Annotated in this window: 12 protein-coding genes; 3 read left to right on the top strand and 9 right to left on the bottom strand. The window is 72.1% G+C overall.

What is annotated here, in order from left to right; genetic code table 11:
- Positions 1-267: 267 nt before the first annotated feature.
- The 9 genes from SCAB_RS33320 to SCAB_RS33280 all read right to left on the bottom strand — a co-directional run bounded on the left by SCAB_RS33320 (position 268) and on the right by SCAB_RS33280 (position 15,357).
- Positions 268-3,222: a M14 family metallopeptidase gene (locus SCAB_RS33320; RefSeq protein WP_013004514.1), complete on the bottom strand. Its 2,955-nt coding sequence runs from the start codon at positions 3,220-3,222 to the stop codon at positions 268-270.
- A 178-nt stretch (positions 3,223-3,400) separates the two neighbouring features.
- Positions 3,401-4,390: a DNA-binding protein WhiA gene (gene whiA / locus SCAB_RS33315; protein ID WP_013004513.1), complete on the bottom strand. Its 990-nt coding sequence runs from the start codon at positions 4,388-4,390 to the stop codon at positions 3,401-3,403.
- On the bottom strand, positions 4,381-5,460 hold the full coding sequence (locus SCAB_RS33310; protein WP_013004512.1) for a gluconeogenesis factor YvcK family protein: 1,080 nt from the start codon (positions 5,458-5,460) through the stop codon (positions 4,381-4,383). The genes whiA and SCAB_RS33310 overlap by 10 nt, the downstream gene beginning before the upstream one ends.
- On the bottom strand, positions 5,457-6,527 hold the full coding sequence (gene rapZ, locus SCAB_RS33305) for an RNase adapter RapZ (RefSeq protein WP_013004511.1): 1,071 nt from the start codon (positions 6,525-6,527) through the stop codon (positions 5,457-5,459). Before rapZ ends, SCAB_RS33310 begins: the two co-directional genes overlap by 4 nt.
- Positions 6,524-8,611, bottom strand: a complete 2,088-nt coding sequence (gene uvrC / locus SCAB_RS33300; RefSeq protein WP_037728113.1) for an excinuclease ABC subunit UvrC — start codon at positions 8,609-8,611, stop codon at positions 6,524-6,526. Before uvrC ends, rapZ begins: the two co-directional genes overlap by 4 nt.
- A 96-nt stretch (positions 8,612-8,707) precedes the next feature.
- Positions 8,708-9,379 carry a response regulator transcription factor gene (locus SCAB_RS33295; protein ID WP_013004509.1) on the bottom strand — a complete coding sequence of 224 codons (672 nt, stop codon included), beginning with the start codon at positions 9,377-9,379 and terminating at the stop codon, positions 8,708-8,710.
- A gap of 306 nt (positions 9,380-9,685) precedes the next feature.
- Positions 9,686-12,373, bottom strand: a complete 2,688-nt coding sequence (locus SCAB_RS33290) for a PAS domain S-box protein (protein WP_106437461.1) — start codon at positions 12,371-12,373, stop codon at positions 9,686-9,688.
- Positions 12,374-12,568: 195 nt separating this feature from the next.
- A complete protein-coding gene (locus SCAB_RS33285) occupies positions 12,569-13,969 on the bottom strand; it encodes an ABC transporter substrate-binding protein (RefSeq protein ID WP_106437333.1) in 1,401 nt (466 codons plus the stop codon).
- On the bottom strand, positions 13,966-15,357 hold the full coding sequence (locus SCAB_RS33280) for an ABC transporter substrate-binding protein (RefSeq protein ID WP_013004506.1): 1,392 nt from the start codon (positions 15,355-15,357) through the stop codon (positions 13,966-13,968). Before SCAB_RS33280 ends, SCAB_RS33285 begins: the two co-directional genes overlap by 4 nt.
- A 202-nt stretch (positions 15,358-15,559) precedes the next feature.
- Here SCAB_RS33280 and SCAB_RS33275 point away from each other — a divergent pair, with 202 nt between their 5' ends.
- The 3 genes from SCAB_RS33275 to SCAB_RS33265 all read left to right on the top strand — a co-directional run bounded on the left by SCAB_RS33275 (position 15,560) and on the right by SCAB_RS33265 (position 18,136).
- A complete protein-coding gene (locus tag SCAB_RS33275) occupies positions 15,560-15,934 on the top strand; it encodes a response regulator (RefSeq protein ID WP_013004505.1) in 375 nt (124 codons plus the stop codon).
- Between the two features lie 222 nt (positions 15,935-16,156).
- Positions 16,157-17,122, top strand: coding sequence for a hypothetical protein (locus tag SCAB_RS33270; protein ID WP_013004504.1), 966 nt, complete (start codon positions 16,157-16,159; stop codon positions 17,120-17,122).
- A 102-nt stretch (positions 17,123-17,224) separates the two neighbouring features.
- Positions 17,225-18,136, top strand: coding sequence for a carbohydrate kinase family protein (locus tag SCAB_RS33265; protein ID WP_013004503.1), 912 nt, complete (start codon positions 17,225-17,227; stop codon positions 18,134-18,136).
- Positions 18,137-18,205: the final 69 nt, after the last annotated feature.

The following is an 18,205-nucleotide window of genomic DNA, read 5'->3' as shown; positions in this document are numbered from 1 at the left end:
ACCGATCTCCTCGTTGGTACGCCGGCTCAGTGCCGGCGAGCTGTATGGGATGTCCCCGACCGCCTACGACCCTACCTCCCCGGCGCCCGTCGGGTGACATCGAGATGCCCTATACATGCCGGTGCGGTCCGTACTCGCCGGTAGGGGTACGGACCGCCCTGGTTTTACAAGGTGATTACCTTTTGAGCGGCCCCCCGATCATCTGATTCCAGACGTCCGGAGGGCCGCTCACGAGGGCTTTCGCCACCCGTTCGGCGCAGTCGGCGGTCAGTTCTTCAGGGCCGCCAGCGCCTTGCCGAGCAGTGCCTTGCGGTCGGCCGCCGCGGGGACCTGCTCCAGACCGAAGCCCAGCAGCACGGTGTCGTCCGTGGTGACCGCGCCGAAGGTCTTGAACAGTTCACCCGACAGGCCCCAGTCCTTCACCACGGCGGGGCTGCCCGCGGGCGGGCCGGGCGTGCTCCAGGCGCCGAGCGACGTCTCGAAGCCCTCGACCGTGCCGGCCGTGCCGCCGATGACGACGGTGGCGTTGTCGGCGAGGACGCCGCGACCGCCGGAACCGGGGTCGGTGACGTAGCTGAGCGAGACCTCGACCTTCTTGCCGGCGTAGGCGGAGAGGTCGAACTCGACCTTCTGCCAGCCGTCCGAGGCCCCGGTGAAGCTGTTCCAGGCGCCGCTGGTGCCGGTGGGCGTGCAGCCCCCGGAGCCCAGGGTCAGGTACCGCTTCAGGGCCGGGTGGCCCTGGATGAAGTACCCGGCCTCGCACTCGACGGGCACGGCGCTGGAGGTGGCGCCGCCGGCCTCCGGCAGCGTCGTCCAGTCGTCCGCCCCCACCGTGTGCGCCTCGAGGAGAGCGTGGTCGTAGCCCTCCTCGGTGTTCCACAGGAGCTGGGTGCGCAGGGTGGGCTTGTCGGCCGCGGCCACCGAGGTGAGGTCGATGGTGCGGGTCAGGCGGTTCCACGCGTAGTCGGTGTGCGTGGCGGCCGTCATCGACGCGCCCTCGTACGGACCGTACGGGTTGACGGTTCCGGGGTACTGGCCCGCGCCGGCGCTCTTGAACTGCGGGAAGGTCTCCACGGGCAGGGCGTCCGAGGTGCCCCCGAAGGAACCGGCGGTGTTCAGCGGGTTCCCGGGCGCGTCGCCGAGCTTGCCGCTGAAGCCGCCCAGCTTGCCGAGGCCCGCGAAGGCGGTGGCGTTCGGCAGGGAGGTGCGGGTGTAGGCGCCCAGGTAGTACTGGCTGAAGTCGTTCGACAGGGTGCCCCCGCCGAGGTCGACGGAGCCGCCGGCGCTCTCGCCCGCCTCGATCAGCTTGCCGCCCTCGTTGAGGTAGGCGCGCAGCGCGAGCTGGGTGGCGACGCCCGGACGGACGGCGCCCGTGTAGTGCACGACGGTCTTGAAGTGCTCCAGTACGCCGAGCGCGTCGGGGGCGCCCTGGGTCGCCACGTCCCAGACGAGCGCCCTCTTGTTGTTGGCCTTCAGCGCGTCGACGTAGGCCTGCGTCTGGGTCGCGGTCGCGCCCTCCTCGGCGACGACGAGGATGTCGCCCTTGGGGCGTTCGGCCACGGTGTAGGTGAAGCGCTCGCTCCTGGTGGGCTTGCCCTTCTTCGTCTCACCGGTGAACCAGACCTCGACCTTGTCGCCGGGCTCGCCCTCACGCACCCGGGCCCGGTACTCGTCGAACCAGAGGTTGTCCTCGCCGCCGTAGGTCTCGCCGCCCTTCCAGGGCTTGAGCCTCTCCTCGTAGGTGCGGCCGCGGCCGTTGATCCGGTAGTTCAGCTCCTTGTCGGTCACCGACCTGCGCGCGACGACGGAGACCTCCTGCTTCTTGCCGCGCGAGTACGACGTGGCGAACGTGGCAGGGGTGAAGTCGGGGGCGTCGATGCCGACCGAGGACTTCGGACGGTCGGGCGTGACGGCGGACTCGGCGACGGAGAGCGCGAACGGGATGTTCTTCGCGAACTCCTGCTGGATCAGCTTCTCGTCGTCCGGGAACGTGAAGACGGAGGCGCAGTCCTCGGGCTTCCAGGCGTCGTTCGGGTCGATGTTCGACGCCGTCTGGCAGGTCGACATCTCGGGGGTGAACATCGCCGTGCCGTTGACGTTGGCCGCGTGGCCGTCCGCCTCGCCGTTGGTGGTGTACAGCTCGGAGGAGAGCTGGGGGTGGTATCCGGGGACCGCGGGCTTCTCCGGGGTGCCGGCCAGCGACTTGTAGAGCACGTCGTCCGGGCTGGGGGTGGCCACCTGCCAGCCGACCCCGTAGAGGATGAGTTCGGCGGCCGAGTGGTAGTTGATGCCGTACTCGAAGCCGATGCGCTTCTCGAAGGCGTCCAGGGCCTTGGTCTCGGGCTCCGAGCCGGGGACGGCGCCGCGGTAGGTCTCACTGGTGGGGAACGGGGAGGAGCCCTCGTTGTCGTAGCCCCACTTGTAGGCGAAGTTGCGGTTGAGGTCGACACCGTCACCGACGGTGATGGCGTTGTCTCCGTTGACGTCCCGCAGGTTCTTGCGCCACTGGCGGTTGGCGGCGTCGCGGTGGGTGAAGTCGTAGCCGTCGGGGTTGGCGGAGATCACGAACCACAGCTCGGTGGAGTCGACGATCTTCTTGATCCGCTTGTCCGTCTTGTAGTTGTCCAGGTAGTGGTGCAGCAGGCGCCGGGTCATCTCCGGAGTGATCCACTCGCGCGCGTGCTGGTTGGACATGTACAGCACGGACGGCTTGGCGCCGTCCTTGGTCTTCTTCGCGTCCTTGGTCAGCTTGACCGCGAGGATGTCCTGCCCCTGGAGGGACTTGCCGATGGAGACCACCTTGGTCAGGGAGGGGTTCTCCTGACCGGTGCGGAGGATCTCCTCCTTGATGTTCCCGGCTCCGCCGTAGGGGCGGTAGACCCCGTCGGCGGCGGCGTCCACACGCGCCTCCGCCTTCCGCGTGAGCTGGTGCTCCCTCAGCTTGACGCCCTGCTCCTCCAGGGCGTCCGCCTGCTTGTCGGTGAGGTAGACCTCGACCGACGCGGTGCCCTTCTCCGGCGCCTGCTCGCTCAGTTCGTGGCCGTCCTGCCCGGCGGCGAGCAGCAGCGGTATCTGCTTCTTCGTCACCTCGGCCCGGAAGACCTTGACCTCGTCGGTGTCGGAGCTGTCGTTCTCGGCAGCCTGGGCCAGCGGCGCGAGACCCGCGCCACCGCCCAGCAGGAGCGCGCCGGCAGCGAGGATCGATCTCGCTCTTCGTCTCATGAGCCCCCCTTGCGTGATTCGCCCCAGTAGCGAACAGACGCCAGGCTCATGTCAGATCTGGGCCAAGTCAAGGAGGCGACACAGGCCAATCACATAATTCACGCGGAAAGCAGAAAGCCGGTGCCGACAGGCCCAAGTAGGCGTCGGCACCGGCGAGTTGGGATCTCCTGGCGGTCTGTCACCCCACCAGGTTTTCGGCCATCTCCTCGGTGATGCTGGACTCGGTCCCCGGGATCCCGAGGTCCGAGGCGCGCTTGTCGGCCATGGCCAGCAGGCGGCGGATCCGGCCCGCGACGGCGTCCTTGGTGAGCGGCGGGTCGGCGAGCGCGCCCAGCTCCTCCAGGGACGCCTGCTTGTGCTCCATCCGCAGCCGCCCGGCGGCCGCGAGGTGCTCGGGGACGTCGTCGGCGAGGATCTCCAGCGCCCGTCCGACGCGGGCGCCGGCGGCGACGGCGGCACGGGCCGAGCGGCGCAGGTTGGCGTCGTCGAAGTTGGCGAGCCGGTTCGCCGTGGCCCGGACCTCGCGGCGCATCCGCCGCTCCTCCCACGCCAGCACCGACTCGTGGGCGCCGAGACGGGTCAGGAGCGCGCCGATGGCGTCCCCGTCCCGGACGACGACCCGGTCCACGCCCCGCACCTCGCGCGCCTTCGCCCCGATCGACAGCCGGCGGGCAGCGCCGACCAGCGCGAGGGCGGCCTCCGGCCCCGGGCAGGTGACCTCCAGGGAGGACGAGCGGCCGGGCTCGGTGAGCGAGCCGTGGGCGAGGAAGGCCCCGCGCCACGCCGCCTCGGCGTCACAGGTGGCCCCGGAGACGACCTGCGGGGGAAGGCCCCGGATGGGGCGGCCCCGGCCGTCGACCAGACCGGTCTGGCGGGCCAGCTGGTCGCCGCCCGCCACCACGCGTACGACGTAGCGCGAGCCTCTGCGCAGGCCGCCGGGGGCCATCACGATCAGTTCGGAGCTGTGGCCGAAGATCTCCAGGATGTCCCGCTTGAGTCTGCGGGCCGCCATCGCGGTGTCCAGCTCCGCCTCGATCACGATGCGGCCGCTCACCAGGTGCAGCCCGCCGGCGAACCGCAGGATCGCCGAGACCTCCGCCTTTCTGCAGCAGGTCCGGGTGACGGGTAGCCGGGAGATCTCGTCCTTCACCGCTGCCGTCATCGCCATGGGCCGATCCTTCCATGCATCCGAAAAATACGGTCGTACGCGGCGGCCAACAGCTCCGGGTCGTGCCGCGGAGAGCCGTCGGTCCGGGCCACCGGCGCCAGCTCGACCACGGCCCCGAACCGTTCGGCGGCCTCGGTCAGGGAGTCGCGGTCGGGCACGGCGGCCTCGTCGGCCAGCACCACGTCCAGGGCGAGTTTAGGGGCGTGTCGTGCCAAAACCTCCAAATGACGCTGCGGGGAGAAGCCATCGGTTTCTCCCGGCTGCGGTGCGAGGTTCAGCGACAGCACGAGCCGGGCCTTGGTCTCGGTGAGCGCGTCGAGCAGCTCGGGCACGAGCAGGTGCGGGATCACGGAGGAGAACCAGGAGCCGGGGCCGAGGACCACCCAGTCGGCGTCCCGGACCGCCGCCACGGCCTCGGGCACGGCGGGCGGGTCGCCGGGCACGACGTGCACGGACTGCACCTCGCCGGGGGTGAGCGCGACGTTCGCCTGCCCCCGTACGGTCCGTACCTCTTCCGGGCGGGCCGGGTCGTGCCCCTTGACCAGGGCCTGGAGCTCCAGCGGTACGGCCGACATGGGCAGCACCCGGCCCTGGGCGCCCAGCAGCCTGCCGACCAGGTCGAGGGCCTGGACGTGGTCGCCGAGTTGCTCCCACAGGGCGACGATCAGCAGATTGCCGACCGCGTGCTCGTGCAGTTCGCCCTGGGACTGGAAGCGGTGCTGGATGACGCGGGCCCAGGTCTGGCCCCAGTCGTCGTCGCCGCACAGCGCGGCCAGCGCCTTGCGCAGATCGCCGGGCGGCAGGACGCCCAGCTCGTCCCGGAGGCGTCCGCTGGAGCCGCCGTCGTCGGCCACGGTGACGACGGCGGTGAGGTCGCCGGTGATCCGGCGCAGCGCGGCGAGCGAGGCGGACAGGCCCATGCCGCCGCCGAGCGCGACGACCTTGGGCTGGGCGCCCCGGCGGCGGGGCCGGGCCCCGCGGATCTCGGCGGGCCTCTCGGTGCGGCCCTCCGGGACGACCCGGCGCAGTCTGCTCAGCCGGCTCAGCCGCGACGAGGTGGGTCCGGTCACTCCCGCCCCATGTCCCGGTGCACGACCACGGTCTCGACGCCCTGGGAGGCGAGGCGGGCGGCGAGCTTCTCGGAGGTGGCGACCGATCGGTGCTTGCCGCCGGTGCAGCCGACCGCGATGGTCACGTACCGCTTGCCCTCGCGGCGGTAGCCGGCGGCGATCATCTGCAGCAGCTCGGTGTAGCGGTCGAGGAACTCCTTGGCGCCGGGCTGGTTGAAGACGTACGCGGAGACCTCCTCGTTGAGTCCGGTGAACGGGCGCAGCTCCGGGACCCAGTGCGGGTTCGGCAGGAAGCGCATGTCCACGACCAGGTCGGCGTCGACGGGCAGGCCGTACTTGAAGCCGAAGGACATGACGGTGGCCCGCAGCTCCGGCTCCTCCTCGCCGGCGAACTGGGCGTCCATCTTGGCGCGCAGCTCGTGCACGTTGAGGCTGGAGGTGTCGATGACCAGGTCCGCGTCGCCGCGCAGTTCGCGCAGCAGTTCCCGCTCGGCGGCGATGCCGTCGGTGATGCGGCCGTCGCCCTGGAGGGGGTGCGGGCGGCGGACCGACTCGAAGCGGCGCACCAGGGCGTCGTCGGAGGACTCCAGGAAGACGATGCGCCGGGTGACGTTCTTGGTCGCGAGGTCGGCGAGGGAGTCGCGGAGGTTGTCGAAGAAGCGGCGGCCGCGGACGTCGACGACGACCGCGATCCGGGCCACGTTCCCCTGGGAGCGGGCGCCGAGCTCCACCATGGTGGGGATCAGCGCGGGCGGCAGGTTGTCGACGACGAACCAGCCGAGGTCCTCCAGACACTTGGCGGCCGTGGACCGTCCGGCGCCGGACATGCCGGAGATGATGACCAGCTCGGGGATGGCCGCCTCGGGGACCCCGGCTGTTTCGTTGCCCGTACTCACGTGTGCTCCGTCTTCCTGTGCCGCTGGGTGCCTCGGGGCAGCGTCGCCCACCGCGCTGTGGGCCGCCCCGTGCTCCGCCGTGTGCTCGTGCTGCTGTTCTTCCGGACGCTCCGCGCGCTCCGGCAGTTCTGGCTGCTCCGGGGGATCCGGTCGCTGCTCGTGCTCGGTCATGTCTCCTGCCCTCGCCGCCGGTCCGGGGTGCCCGCGGCCACGGGCTCCCCAGAGGGGTCCGCGGTCGTACCGGGCTCCTCTTCCTCCATGATCTCTCCCGTGGCCGTGTTCACGGCGGGTGCCGCCGGAGCCGCCTCGGCGAGGGCCACGGCGATCGTCTCGGCCGTCTTGCGGCCTATGCCGGGGACCTCGCAGATCTGGTCGATCGTCGCGGAGCGGAGCTTCTTCAGCGAGCCGAAGTGCTTCAGCAGGGCCTGCTTGCGAGCCTCCCCGAGGCCGGGCACGTCGTCCAAGGGGCTCGCCCGGAAACGCTTGGCGCGTTTGGTGCGCTGGTAGGTGATCGCGAAGCGGTGGGCCTCGTCGCGGACCCGCTGCAGGAGGTAGAGGCCCTCGCTGCTGCGGGGCAGGACCACCGGGTCGTCGTCGCCCGGCACCCAGACCTCCTCCAGGCGCTTGGCGAGGCCGCAGACGGCGATGTCGTCGATGCCCAGTTCGTCGAGGGCCCGCCGGGCGGCGGCGACCTGCGGCTGCCCGCCGTCGACGACGACGAGCTGGGGCGGGTAGGCGAACCGCCTGGGGCGGCCGTCGTCGTCCTTGAGGCCGCCCGCCGGGCCCTCGGCCCCCGCCGCGTCCTCCTCGACCCACTCGCCGGTCTTCTCCTTCTCCGCGAGGTAGCGCCGGAAGCGGCGGGCGATGACCTCGTGCATGGAGCGGACGTCGTCCTGGCCCTCGCCGTGCCAGACCTGGGTGTCCCCGACCCGGCCCTTGATCTGGAAGCGGCGGTACTCGCTCTTGCGGGCCAGCCCGTCCTCGAAGACGACCATGGAGGCCACCACGTCGTCGCCCTGGAGGTGGGAGATGTCGTAGCACTCGATCCGCAGCGGGGCGCTGTCCAGGTCGAGGGCCTCGGCGATCTCCTCCAGCGCGCGGGAGCGGGTCGTGAGGTCGGAGGCCCGCCTGGTCTTGTGCAGGACGAGCGACTGCTGCGCGTTGCGCTCGACGGTCTCCATGAGCGCCTTCTTGTCGCCGCGCTGCGGGACGCGCAGGGAGACCTGGGCGCCGCGCCGCTCGGTGAGCCACTCCTGCACGGGTCCGACGGGGTCGGGCAGCGCCGGGACGAGGACCTCCTTGGGCACGGCGTCGCCGGTCTCCTCGCCGTACAGCTGCTGGAGGGCGTGTTCGACGAGGTCACCGGTGGTGACGGCCTCGACCTTGTCGGTGACCCAGCCGCGCTGGCCGCGCACCCGTCCGCCGCGGACGTGGAAGATCTGGACGGCCGCCTCCAGCTCGTCCTCGGCGAGGGCGATCAGGTCGGCGTCGGTGGCGTCGGCGAGCACGACCGCGTTCTTCTCCATGGCCTTCTTCAGGGCCTCGATGTCGTCGCGCAGCCGGGCGGCCCGCTCGTACTCCATCTCCTCGGCCGCGTCCGTCATCCGCTTCTCCAGACGGCGGATGTAGGTGCCGGTGCGCCCCGCCATGAAGTCGCTGAACTCGTCGGCCAGTTCGCGGTGGTCCTCGGCGGAGATCCGCTCGACGCAGGGGGCCGAGCACTTGCCGATGTAGCCGAGCAGACAGGGCCGGCCGGTGCGGGCCGCGTTCTTGAACACCCCGGCCGAGCAGGTGCGGACGGGGAAGACGCGCAGCAGCAGGTCGACCGTGTCGCGGATCGCCCAGGCGTGCGCGTACGGCCCGAAGTACCGCACGCCCTTCTTCTTGTGGCCGCGCATCACCTGCACGCGCGGGTACTGCTCGTTCATCGTGACCGCGAGGTACGGGTAGCTCTTGTCGTCGCGGTACTTGACGTTGAACCGGGGGTCGAACTCCTTGATCCAGGAGTACTCCAGCTGCAGCGCCTCGACCTCCGTGGACACCACGGTCCACTCCACGGAGGCGGCCGTGGTGACCATCGTGCGGGTGCGCGGGTGGAGGCCGGTCAGGTCCTGGAAGTAGTTGGCCAGGCGCTGACGCAGGCTCTTCGCCTTCCCGACGTAGATCACCCGGCGGTGCTCGTCACGGAACTTGTACACCCCGGGAGAGTCCGGGATCTGCCCCGGACTGGGGCGGTAGCTGGAGGGATCGGCCATGCTCCACACCCTACTGGCGGGGAGTGACAGCCCGGGGCCCGGTGGACGGGCCAGATGCCCTCCGGCCGGGAGCCGCACGCGCCCGCCCGGAGGGCTCTAGCGTGTCTCCAGGAACGTCAGCACCGCCAGCACCCTGCGGTGGTCGTCCGGCTCCTCGGGCAGCCGCAGTTTCCCCAGGATGCTCCGCACATGCTTCTCGACGGTGCCCTCGGTCACCCACAGCCGACGGCCGATGCCGGAGTTGGACCGGCCCTCGGCCATCAGACCGAGCACCTCCCGCTCACGGTTGCTGAGCATCGACAGCGGGTCGTCACGGCGCTGCGCCGCCACGAGTTCCTGCACCAGCGACGGGTCGACGACCGAGCCGCCCCGGCGGATACGGTCGAGGCTCTCCAGGAACTCGTCCACGACCGTGATCCGGCTCTTGAGCAGATACCCGATGCTGCGTCCGCCGGCCAGCAGCTCCAGCGCGTCCTCGACCTCGACGAACGCCGACAGCACCAGGATCCCGACCGCGGGATACCGCTCCCGGATGGTGCCGGCGGCCTTCAGTCCCTCCGTGGACTGCGTCGGCGGCATGCGGATGTCGACGATCGCGATGTCCGGCAGCTCCCTCTCGACGAGGTCCAGGAGCCCGTCGCCGTCACCCGCCTGTCCCACCACCTCATAGCCGACGCGCTCGCACAGGCTCGCCAGCCCCTCCCGCAGGAGCACGTCGTCGTCCGCGAGCACCACCCGTCCGCGTACCGGATGCTGATCGGCCTCCATGGCCCCGGCCTCCCCCTTGCCCGACCTGTCCGTTCGTTGCGACAGCCTGCCCGAACCGGGGTCTTACGGCTAGCAGGAAGCCTAGTTGGGGGAGGGCCGTGAAGACACCGGAACGTGTGTCCGTCATGCTCACGGATGTGCGGCCGCGGGTGGACCGACGCCTCCGACGGGAGACGGCGAGTCATCCGCCTGCCCAGGGACCGGACGGCCGTCTCCGCCGTCCGATTCGGCCGCCCGGAACGTACGCCCGTACCGAGTCCCGAACTCCCCCCTTTGAACGGGCCTCACCGCGTACGCTTCGGGCGGTCATGAACGCGGCAGGACGGCCGCCGCGACCTCCTCGGGCGGGGTCGGCGGCAGCCGCACGCTCAGCGTCGTACCGCCGCCGGGCGGGCTGGCGATCGTCAACCTGCCGCCGATCGCCTCCACCCGGTCGATGAGCCCGATGAGCCCCGAGCCCTTGTCGGGTTCCGCTCCCCCGGTGCCGTCGTCACGGATGACCAGTTCCAGCACGCCCGAGCGCTCCTGGCCGGCCACGGTCACCACGCTCGCGCGCGCGTGCTTGACGGCGTTGGTGAGGCTCTCGGAGATGACGTAGTAGGCGGCCACCTCGACCTGTTCCGGGAAACGCGTCTTACCGAACGCGAGATCGAGTTCCACGGGCACGGCGCAGCGGCGGGCCAGGGCGCGCAGGGCGGGCCCGAGGCCGCCCCGGGAGAGGATGGACGGGTGGATGCCCCGGGCCACCTGCAGCAGGTCCTGGAAGGTGTCGTCGAGGCCCTTGGCCAGCTGGTCCAGCTGCCGGGCGAGTTCCGAGGAGGGGTCCTGCGCGAGGGTCTGCGTCATCCGCAGCTCCAGCTGCAGGGAGACCAGGCGCTGCTGGACGCCGTCGTGCAGATCGCGTTCGATGCGCCGGCGTGAGGCGTCCCCGGCGGCGACCACGCGCGCGCGGGACGCGGCCAGCTGGGCACGGCTGTCGGCGTTGGCGATCGCGGTGGCGATCAGTTCGGTGAAGTCGGCGAGCCGGGACTCGGTGCCGCCGGGCAGCGGGTCGAGGAGCGAGGCGGCCACGACGACGCCCCACAGACAGCCCTCGACGACGATGGGGGCGCCCACACAGGTGCCCGACCGGGCGGAGCGCCGGGTGCGGGCCACCGCGGCGATGGTCCTGCGGGCCGCGTCGCGGCGGGTGGTGCGGACGACCTCGGCGGCCGCGTCCCCGCGCGCGTGCGCGATCCCGAGGACCTTGACGTCGCCGTCGGGCTCGTAGCGCAGGACGGCCGCCGCGGTGCCGAGCAGGGACGCCACCTCCTCGGCGACCCTGCGGAACACGTCGGCCGGCGGCTCCCCGCGCGCGACCGAGGTGGCGACCCGGCGCAGCGCGCTCTGTTCGAGCGCGGCCCGGCGGCTCTCGGTGACGTCGCGGGCGGCCGCGTAGATGAGGCCCTCCTCGGGGACCGGCCGGGCGCTCCACTGCAGCCAGCATTCGGTGCCGTCGGCGCGGAGGTACCGGTTCTCGAACTCGGCGACCTCGGTGCCGCTCGCGAGCAGCGCCACGGCCTCGCGGGTCTTGTCCCGGTCCTCCTCGTGGACGAAGTCGAGCAGGGGCCGGGAGGTCAGTGTCTCGATCGGATAGCCCAGTGTGCGTTCGAACGCCGGATTGACGCGTTTGAAGTAGCCGTCGACGCCGCTGATGCAGAGCAGGTCCATGGAGAGGTTGAAGATGCCCTCCAGTTCCTGTTCGGCCCGTCTGCGCCGGCCGTGGGCGGCCGCGAAGGAGGCCATGGTCCCGTTCATGCCGCCGAGCAGCTGGGCCCAGGTCCCGTCGAAGGAGTCGACGTCCGCCCGGTGTCCGAGGCGGCCCGCGTCGATCGCGGTGTTCATGGCCCGGATCTCGTCGGCCAGCCGTTCCCCGGTCACCCGCAGCTCGCGGAACGTGTCCGCCACGTCCCCGAGTTCGTCGCGTCCCGTGTAGCGGATGTCGTACGAGAGGTCACCCTCCGACAGGGCGCGGGCTCCCTCGGAGACCTGGCCGAGAGGGCGGGTGATCGAGCGGCGCAGGGCCAGCGCGAGGAGGGTGACGAAGGCCAGGACGGCGAGGGAGATGCCGAGTTCGGTGAGGGCGCGGACCCGTATGGCGTGCAGATCGCGGTGGGCGGTGTCGTCGAGTTCGCGGGCGGCCCGGTCCTGGATGCCGCGCAGGGCGTCGACGTAGCGCTCGGAGTGGGCGAGCCAGCCGTCGTACGAGGGCCAGTCGGCGGGCCGGGGGTCGGTGTCGGCGAGCAGGTCGCGGACCGCGCGGACCTCGCGGCCGGGGGCCTCGAAGATCGCGGCGTGCAGTTCGGCCTTGAGTCCGTCGGAGGCGGTCAGCTGGAACCTTCTGAGCTGGGACTTCTCCAGTTCGGTCCAGCGGCCCGCGCCGGCGGTGGTGCGCCGCTCGCCGGGAGTGTGGAAGAGGATGGCGAGTTCCGCGCGTTCGCTCTCGGTGGCGGCCACGGCCCGCAGCATGGCCATGTGGGCGTCGGCGGCGCGGCCCGCGGCACGTGTGGGGCGTCCGGCTTCGAGGCCGGCCACCGTGTCGAGCGTCTTGTTCTGGATGACCTCGTACCGCCGGGTCAGGGTCTGGGCGTCCAGCGAGCCGGTGCCCGTCTGGACCCGCAGCGCGTGCAGTTGACGGCGTACGGAGTCGAGGACCCCGGCGACGTCGGATCCCACCTCCCGGTCGACGGCCTGGCCGAAGGCGTGCCGCAGCGCGTCGTCGGTGACGCGCTGGGCCGCCGCCCGGCCGCGCAGGGTGTCCGGTCCGGGGCTCAGCCGTGCCTCGACCGCGGCGATCCGCTCCCGGGCCACGGCGCCGACGACCTCGCTGGTCGCGAACGACACCTCGATCGCGGTGTCGAAGTCGCGCAGGGTCCGCGCCTCCTGCCACTGGGTCATGGCGGTGAACGCCGTGAACGACAGCAGGACGGTGACCGGCAGCAGCACGAGCAGCATCAGCTTGGGTCCGACGCGCAGTCGCGCCAGGAACGGGACGGTGGCCGCGCCCGCGTTCGCATGCGCGCTCGTATTCGTGTTCGTGCTCGCGTTCGTGCCCGCGTTCGTGCTCGCGTTCTCGGCAGGCCGGCGCTGCACGGCGGAGCGTGGGGCGGGGGTTCGTCCGGCGGACGTCGGGCGGAGCACGGCCGGGCCTCACGGTCCGGTCGGGGGGTAGTGGCCGTGGTCCGCCAGGTCCTGGTCGACGGCCCGCACCGCCTCGTCCAGCGCGGGCCGTACGGCCCCTCCCCGCATGATCTTCGCGAAGGCGTGGGAGAAGGCCTCGGTGATCGCCGGGTAGGCGGGGGTCTGCGGCCGGGGACGCGCGGTCCCGGCGCGCAGCTGTTCTATGTAGAGGTGTGCGCGGCCGCCCTCGGCGAAGGCGTCGGTCCGCTCGATCGCGGTGGTGGTGGCGGGGATCGCGCCGTTGGCCCCGGTCATCCGCAGGATCTCCTCGGGGCGCAGCAGGAACTCCAGGAACCGCCACACGGCGTCGCCGTCCGCCGGGCCCGCGGGGATGCCCCACTGCCAGGAGCCCATGCCCGTGGCGCTGCCCGTGCCGAAGTCGGGCAGCGGCACGATCGCCACGTCGCCCGGGTGGGCCTCGGTGTAGCGCCCGTACGACCAGTGACCGGCCCAGGACACCGGGGTCCTGCCTTTCTGGAAGGCCGCGAAGTCCTTGTTCTCGTCCACGTAGCCCGCCTTCACCCAGCTCTGCAGCGTGGTCAGCGCCTCGGCCGACCGCGGCCCGTTGAGCACGCCGTCGGCCGTGCGGTAGGTGGAGCGGTCGATCAGGTCGCCGCCCGCCGACCACAGCACCGGTGCGAAGCCGTACGTCCCCCACTCGGTGTCGGCCCACTGCAGCTGGAGGTCCAGCGGCCGCTCGTGGCCGTGGGCGCGCAGCTTCTTCAGGACGCCGGTGAACTCGTCGGCGGTCCAGGCGTCGCCGATGCCCCGCGGGATGCGCACGCCCGCCTTCTCCAGCTCCGACGGCCGTACGTACAGGCCGAGTCCGGAGTCGAAGGTGCCCAGGCCCCACAGCCTGCCCCGGTAGGTGCCCTGTTCGACGACGGAGGGCAGCAGGTCCGCGCGCAGGGCGTCGGGGACGCAGGAGTCGATGGGCCGGAGGTCGCCCGCCCAGGCGTGGCTGAACAGTTTCGGGGCGTCGAAGTCGAGCAGGTCCGGCAGTTCACCGTCGGCGGCCGCCTCGCGGACCAGTTCGTCGTGGTCGCCCTTCGGGTGGCGCACGAGGCGGACGGTGACATCGTCCTGGGCGGCGTTGAAGGCCCTGACCTGGGCGCGCAGCGCCTTCAGCTCGCCGCGTGCCGACGGCCGGTGGTACCACATGGTGATCTGCGCGGGGGCGTCGATCCGTCCGTCGCAGGTCGCGTCGGAGCTCCGCCGGATGCCCTGGCCGCCGCCTCCGTCCGCCTCGCAGCCCGCGAGCAGCAGGGCCGTGCAGAGTAGGAACACCCACGGGGCCCGGCGGGCCGGCCTCGGCGTGCCGGGCCGGGCCGTCGGGCGGGGCGGGCGCCGGGCCGCGGCGGCTCGCGTCACGGTCCGCTCTTCGGATAGCCGTCGTGGGCGGCGAGATCCTGGTCGATGGTCTCGACCGCCTTGTCCAGGGTCCGTTCGACGGGGGCGCCGGAGAAGACGATGTCGGCGACCGCGTGCGAGAACGCGACGGTGACCGCCGGGTACGCCGGTGTCTGCGGCCTCGGCCGGGCGGCGCCGCTGCGGAGCTGTTCGATGAACAGCCGCTCCGCGCCGTCCTCGTCGTACAGCGGGGACAGCTTCACGCCCCCTTCCGTCCCCGGGATCGCGCCGTTGGCCTCGCTCATCCTCGCCACCTGTGCGGGCCGCAGCAGGTACTCCAGGAAGCGCCACACCGCGTCGCCGTCGGCGCCCCCCGACGGGATGCCCCACTGCCAGGACCCCATGCCGGTCATACTGCCCGTGCCGAAGTCGGGCAGCGGCACGATCGCCACGTCGCCGGGGTACGCCTCGTTGAACTCGCCGTACTTCCAGTGCCCCATCCAGGAGATGGGGCTGCGGCCCTTCACGAACGCGCTCCTGTCCTTCTTCTCGTCCCGGTCGACATAGCCCTCCTCCACCCATTTCTGCAGGGTGGTGAGCGCCCCGACGGCCTGAGGGCCGTTGAGGAACCCGTCGGCCGTACGCCCACCGGGGTCGATGAGGTCACCGCCCGCCGACCACACCGCAGGCGCGAAGGCGTAGGTGTTCCACTCGTCCGCGCGGCGGGAGTCGGTGAAGTTCAGGTCGAGCGGCGCCCGGTAGCCCTGGGCGCGCAGCTTGCGCAGGATGCGCGTCAGCTCGTCGGCGCTCCAGGCGTCGTCGACGCCCTTCGGGATGCGCACGCCCGCCTTCCGGAGCACCGACGGCCGCACGTACAGCCCCAGTCCGGAGTCGAACGTGCCGACGCCCCACAACCGGTCGTCGTACGTGCCCTGTTCGCGGATGGAGGGCAGCAGGTCCTCGCGGGTCCTGGCGGGTACGCAGGAGTCGATCGGCTTGAGGGTGCCGGACCAGGCGTAGCTGTAGAGGTTGGGGCCGTCGAAGTCGAGCAGGTCGGGCAGGTCGCCGCTGGCCGCCGCGGACAGGACGAGCTCGTTGTACGGGCGCTGCTCGGGCAGGGTGACCAGTTCGACCCGTACCTGCCGCTGGGACCTGTTGAACTCCCTGACCTGGCTCTTGAGCGTGCTCTGTTCACCGCTCTGCCCCGCGTGGAACCACATCGTGATGTGGGCGGTGCCCTCGATCCGCCCGTCGCAGGTGGTGTCGCCCGCCGCCCTGCCCTTCTCGTCCGTCCGTCCGCCGCCGTCCTCGCCGCTGCATCCGGCCAGGAGCAGCGCGGCGGCCGCCGCACCTGCCGTCAGGGCACGGCGTGCGGGACGTCCTCCGAGGTCCCGGCGCTGCCTGTTCATCGCACACTCCCACTCCACGGGCCTGTTCGGCCCCAGGGCAGCGACATGCTACTCCTCGTGTCGCCGCCGACTCCCAGGGTGAGAGTGAACCCGTCGTTCCGGCACGGGACATGGGCACATTCCGGCGGACGGGGTCTCCCGGCGGCGAGTCTTTCCCGCTAGCCGCAATGTGCGCCCATGACCGCCTTGGGAGGCTGTGCGCATGTCCACGCGCTGTCTCATCGTCGACGACAGCACCCGGTTCCTGGAGGCTGCCCGTACGCTGCTGGAGCGCGACGGGATCCGCGTCGTCGGTGTGGCCCGCTCGGGCACGGAGGCGCTGGCACGGGCCGCGGAGCTGGTTCCGGACCTCGTCCTGCTGGACGTCTTCCTCGACGGCGAGTGCGGTCTGGAGCTCGCGCCGAGGCTCGCGGGCACCGCCCCGACCGTCGTCGTGCTCACCTCCACGCACCCGCTGGACGACATCGAGGAACTCGTCACCGCCAGTCCGGCCCGGGGGTTCCTGCACAAGTCGAAGCTCTCGGGGCAGGCGCTGCGGGACCTGCTGCGGCCCGACCACGGGCCCGGGACGCGTTGAGGATCTTGCCGATGGTGTCCGGCCATGTCACGCGTCAGGTGTTGTCGGGACCTGGTCAACACGCTTCAATGCGGGGGAACTCGGGGCAAGAGGCCCTCTCCCGTGGATGTACGGACGGACGGAGGCCGCCGACTACGCCCCAGCCCCGGGGACCCGCCGGGCGCCCCCTCGGCCCCGCGGTCCGGCCACCCGTCGCGCCCTCCTCTACAGAAAGGTCTCTGCATGCGGCACGCCACAGAGCACGCGGACATCGCGGCGGTCCGGGACGTCTCCACGGCGCAGCTGGAGTCGGTCCTGCGGGGCGGCCCCTTCCATGTCGCGCTGCGCGCCGCGATCGCCGCCCGCGGTCTGCCGCTGCAGCGCGTGCAGCACCATCTCTCGCGCCACGGGGTCAAGGTCGGCGTCACCAGCCTCAGTTACTGGCAGCAGGGCGCCCGGCGTCCGCAGCGTCCCGAGTCGCTGCGGGCCGTGCGGGCCCTGGAGGAGATCCTCCAGCTCCCGGACGAGTCCCTGATCCGGCTGCTCGTCGGGGCCGACGAGCAGCCCGGCCCGGAGCGCCCCGCCGGCCGTTCGTATCGCTCGGTCGTGGAGGCCTCCGGTGTCCTGGAGCGCCTCTTCGACGAGCTGCGGATGCCGCTCGACGGCGGTGTGCACACCGTCGGCCACCACGAGCGGGTGCGGGTCGGCGCGCGCCGGGAGCTGCTCGGCCGCGAGTCCCAGCACATCGTGCGCGCCCACAAGGACGGCGTGGACCGCTATGTGGCCGTCCACCACGGCGACCCGGGCTGCTCGCCGGAGCGGATCACCGTCCGTGCCCTGGAGAACTGCCGCAGCGGCAGGGTGCGCTGGGACCGGGAGACCGGTGTCCTCGTCGCCGAGCTCCTCTTCGACACCCGGCTGCGCGGCGGTGACACGTACCTCTTCCGCTACGGCTTCGACGACGGCACGGCCGGTGAGTGCACCGAGTACGTCCGCGGCTTCCGTTCCACCGGCGGCCAGTACGCCCTCCAGGTCCGCTTCGACGAACGGGCGCTGCCCCTGCGCTGCCACCGTTTCAGCCAGCCCTCCGCCGCGGCCCCCCGCGGCGGGCGGCAGATCCTGCCGCTGAGCGCCCCGCACCGCTCGGTGCATCTCGTCGAGCCACGGGTGCGGACGGGGGTCGTGGGGATCGGCTGGGACTGGGAGTGACGGCCCCGCGCACCGGGGCCCGGCCGGCGACCGCCGTCCGTCGTGGTGCGCGCGCCTTTGCGATACTTTCCGGCCGACAGCCCCCGAGAAAGGATCCGCCTCGTGATCGTCGTCGCCGGTGAAGCCCTGATCGACCTGGTCCCGCGGGGTGCGGGCACGCTCGTGGATCTGCGGCCGGCGCGCGGCGGCGGCCCCTACAACACGGCCGTGGCGCTCGGCCGCCTCGGCTCCCCCACCGCCTTCTGCTCCCGGGTCTCCCAGGACGTCTACGGGGAGGCCCTGCTGGCCGGGCTGCGCGAGGCGGACGTGGACGTGACGTCCGTGCAGCGCGGGCCCGAACCCACCACCCTCGCCCTGGCCTCGATCGGCGAGGACGGCTCCGCCCGGTACTCCTTCTACGTCGAGGGCAGCGCCGACCGTCTGTTCGAGACGCCCGAGCGGTTGCCCCTCGGTACCCGTGCCGTCTCCTTCGGGACCTGCTCCCTCGTGCTGGAGCCCGGCGCGAGCGCCTACGAGAAGCTGCTGCACGCCACCGCCGCCCAGGGGGTGTTCACCGCCCTGGACCCCAACATCCGGGCGGGGCTGATCCCCGACGCGGACGCCTACCGGGCCCGGTTCATGAGCTGGCTGCCCTCGGTGTCGCTGCTCAAGCTCTCCGAGGAGGACGCCCGCTGGCTGGGCGGCACCCCGCGCGCGTGGCTGGACCGCGGGCCCGCCGCGGTCGTCGTCACCCGGGGCGGCGACGGCCTGACCGTCCACACCCGCGCCGGCGCGGAGCACTCCGTACCGGGCGAGAGCGTCGACGTCGTCGACACCATCGGCGCCGGTGACACCGTCAACGCGGCCCTCCTGCACGGCCTGTCGGCCCGGGAGGCCCTCTCCGCCACCGCCCTCGCGGCCCTCGGCGCCGACGACTGGACCCGCCTGCTCCGCTTCGCCGCGCGTGCGGCGGCGATCACCTGCTCCCGGGCGGGCGCGGAGCCGCCGTACGCGGCGGAGGTGGGGGAGGTCTAGGTGTATTGATCACGAGTGTCAACAACGCTCGTGATCAATACACCTAGGCGTCCCCCGGGGTGCGGCGGC

The sequence above is a fragment of the Streptomyces scabiei 87.22 genome (genome assembly GCF_000091305.1).
GTDB lineage: Bacteria > Actinomycetota > Actinomycetes > Streptomycetales > Streptomycetaceae > Streptomyces > Streptomyces scabiei.
This window is presented reverse-complemented; position numbering and strand designations above follow the sequence as displayed.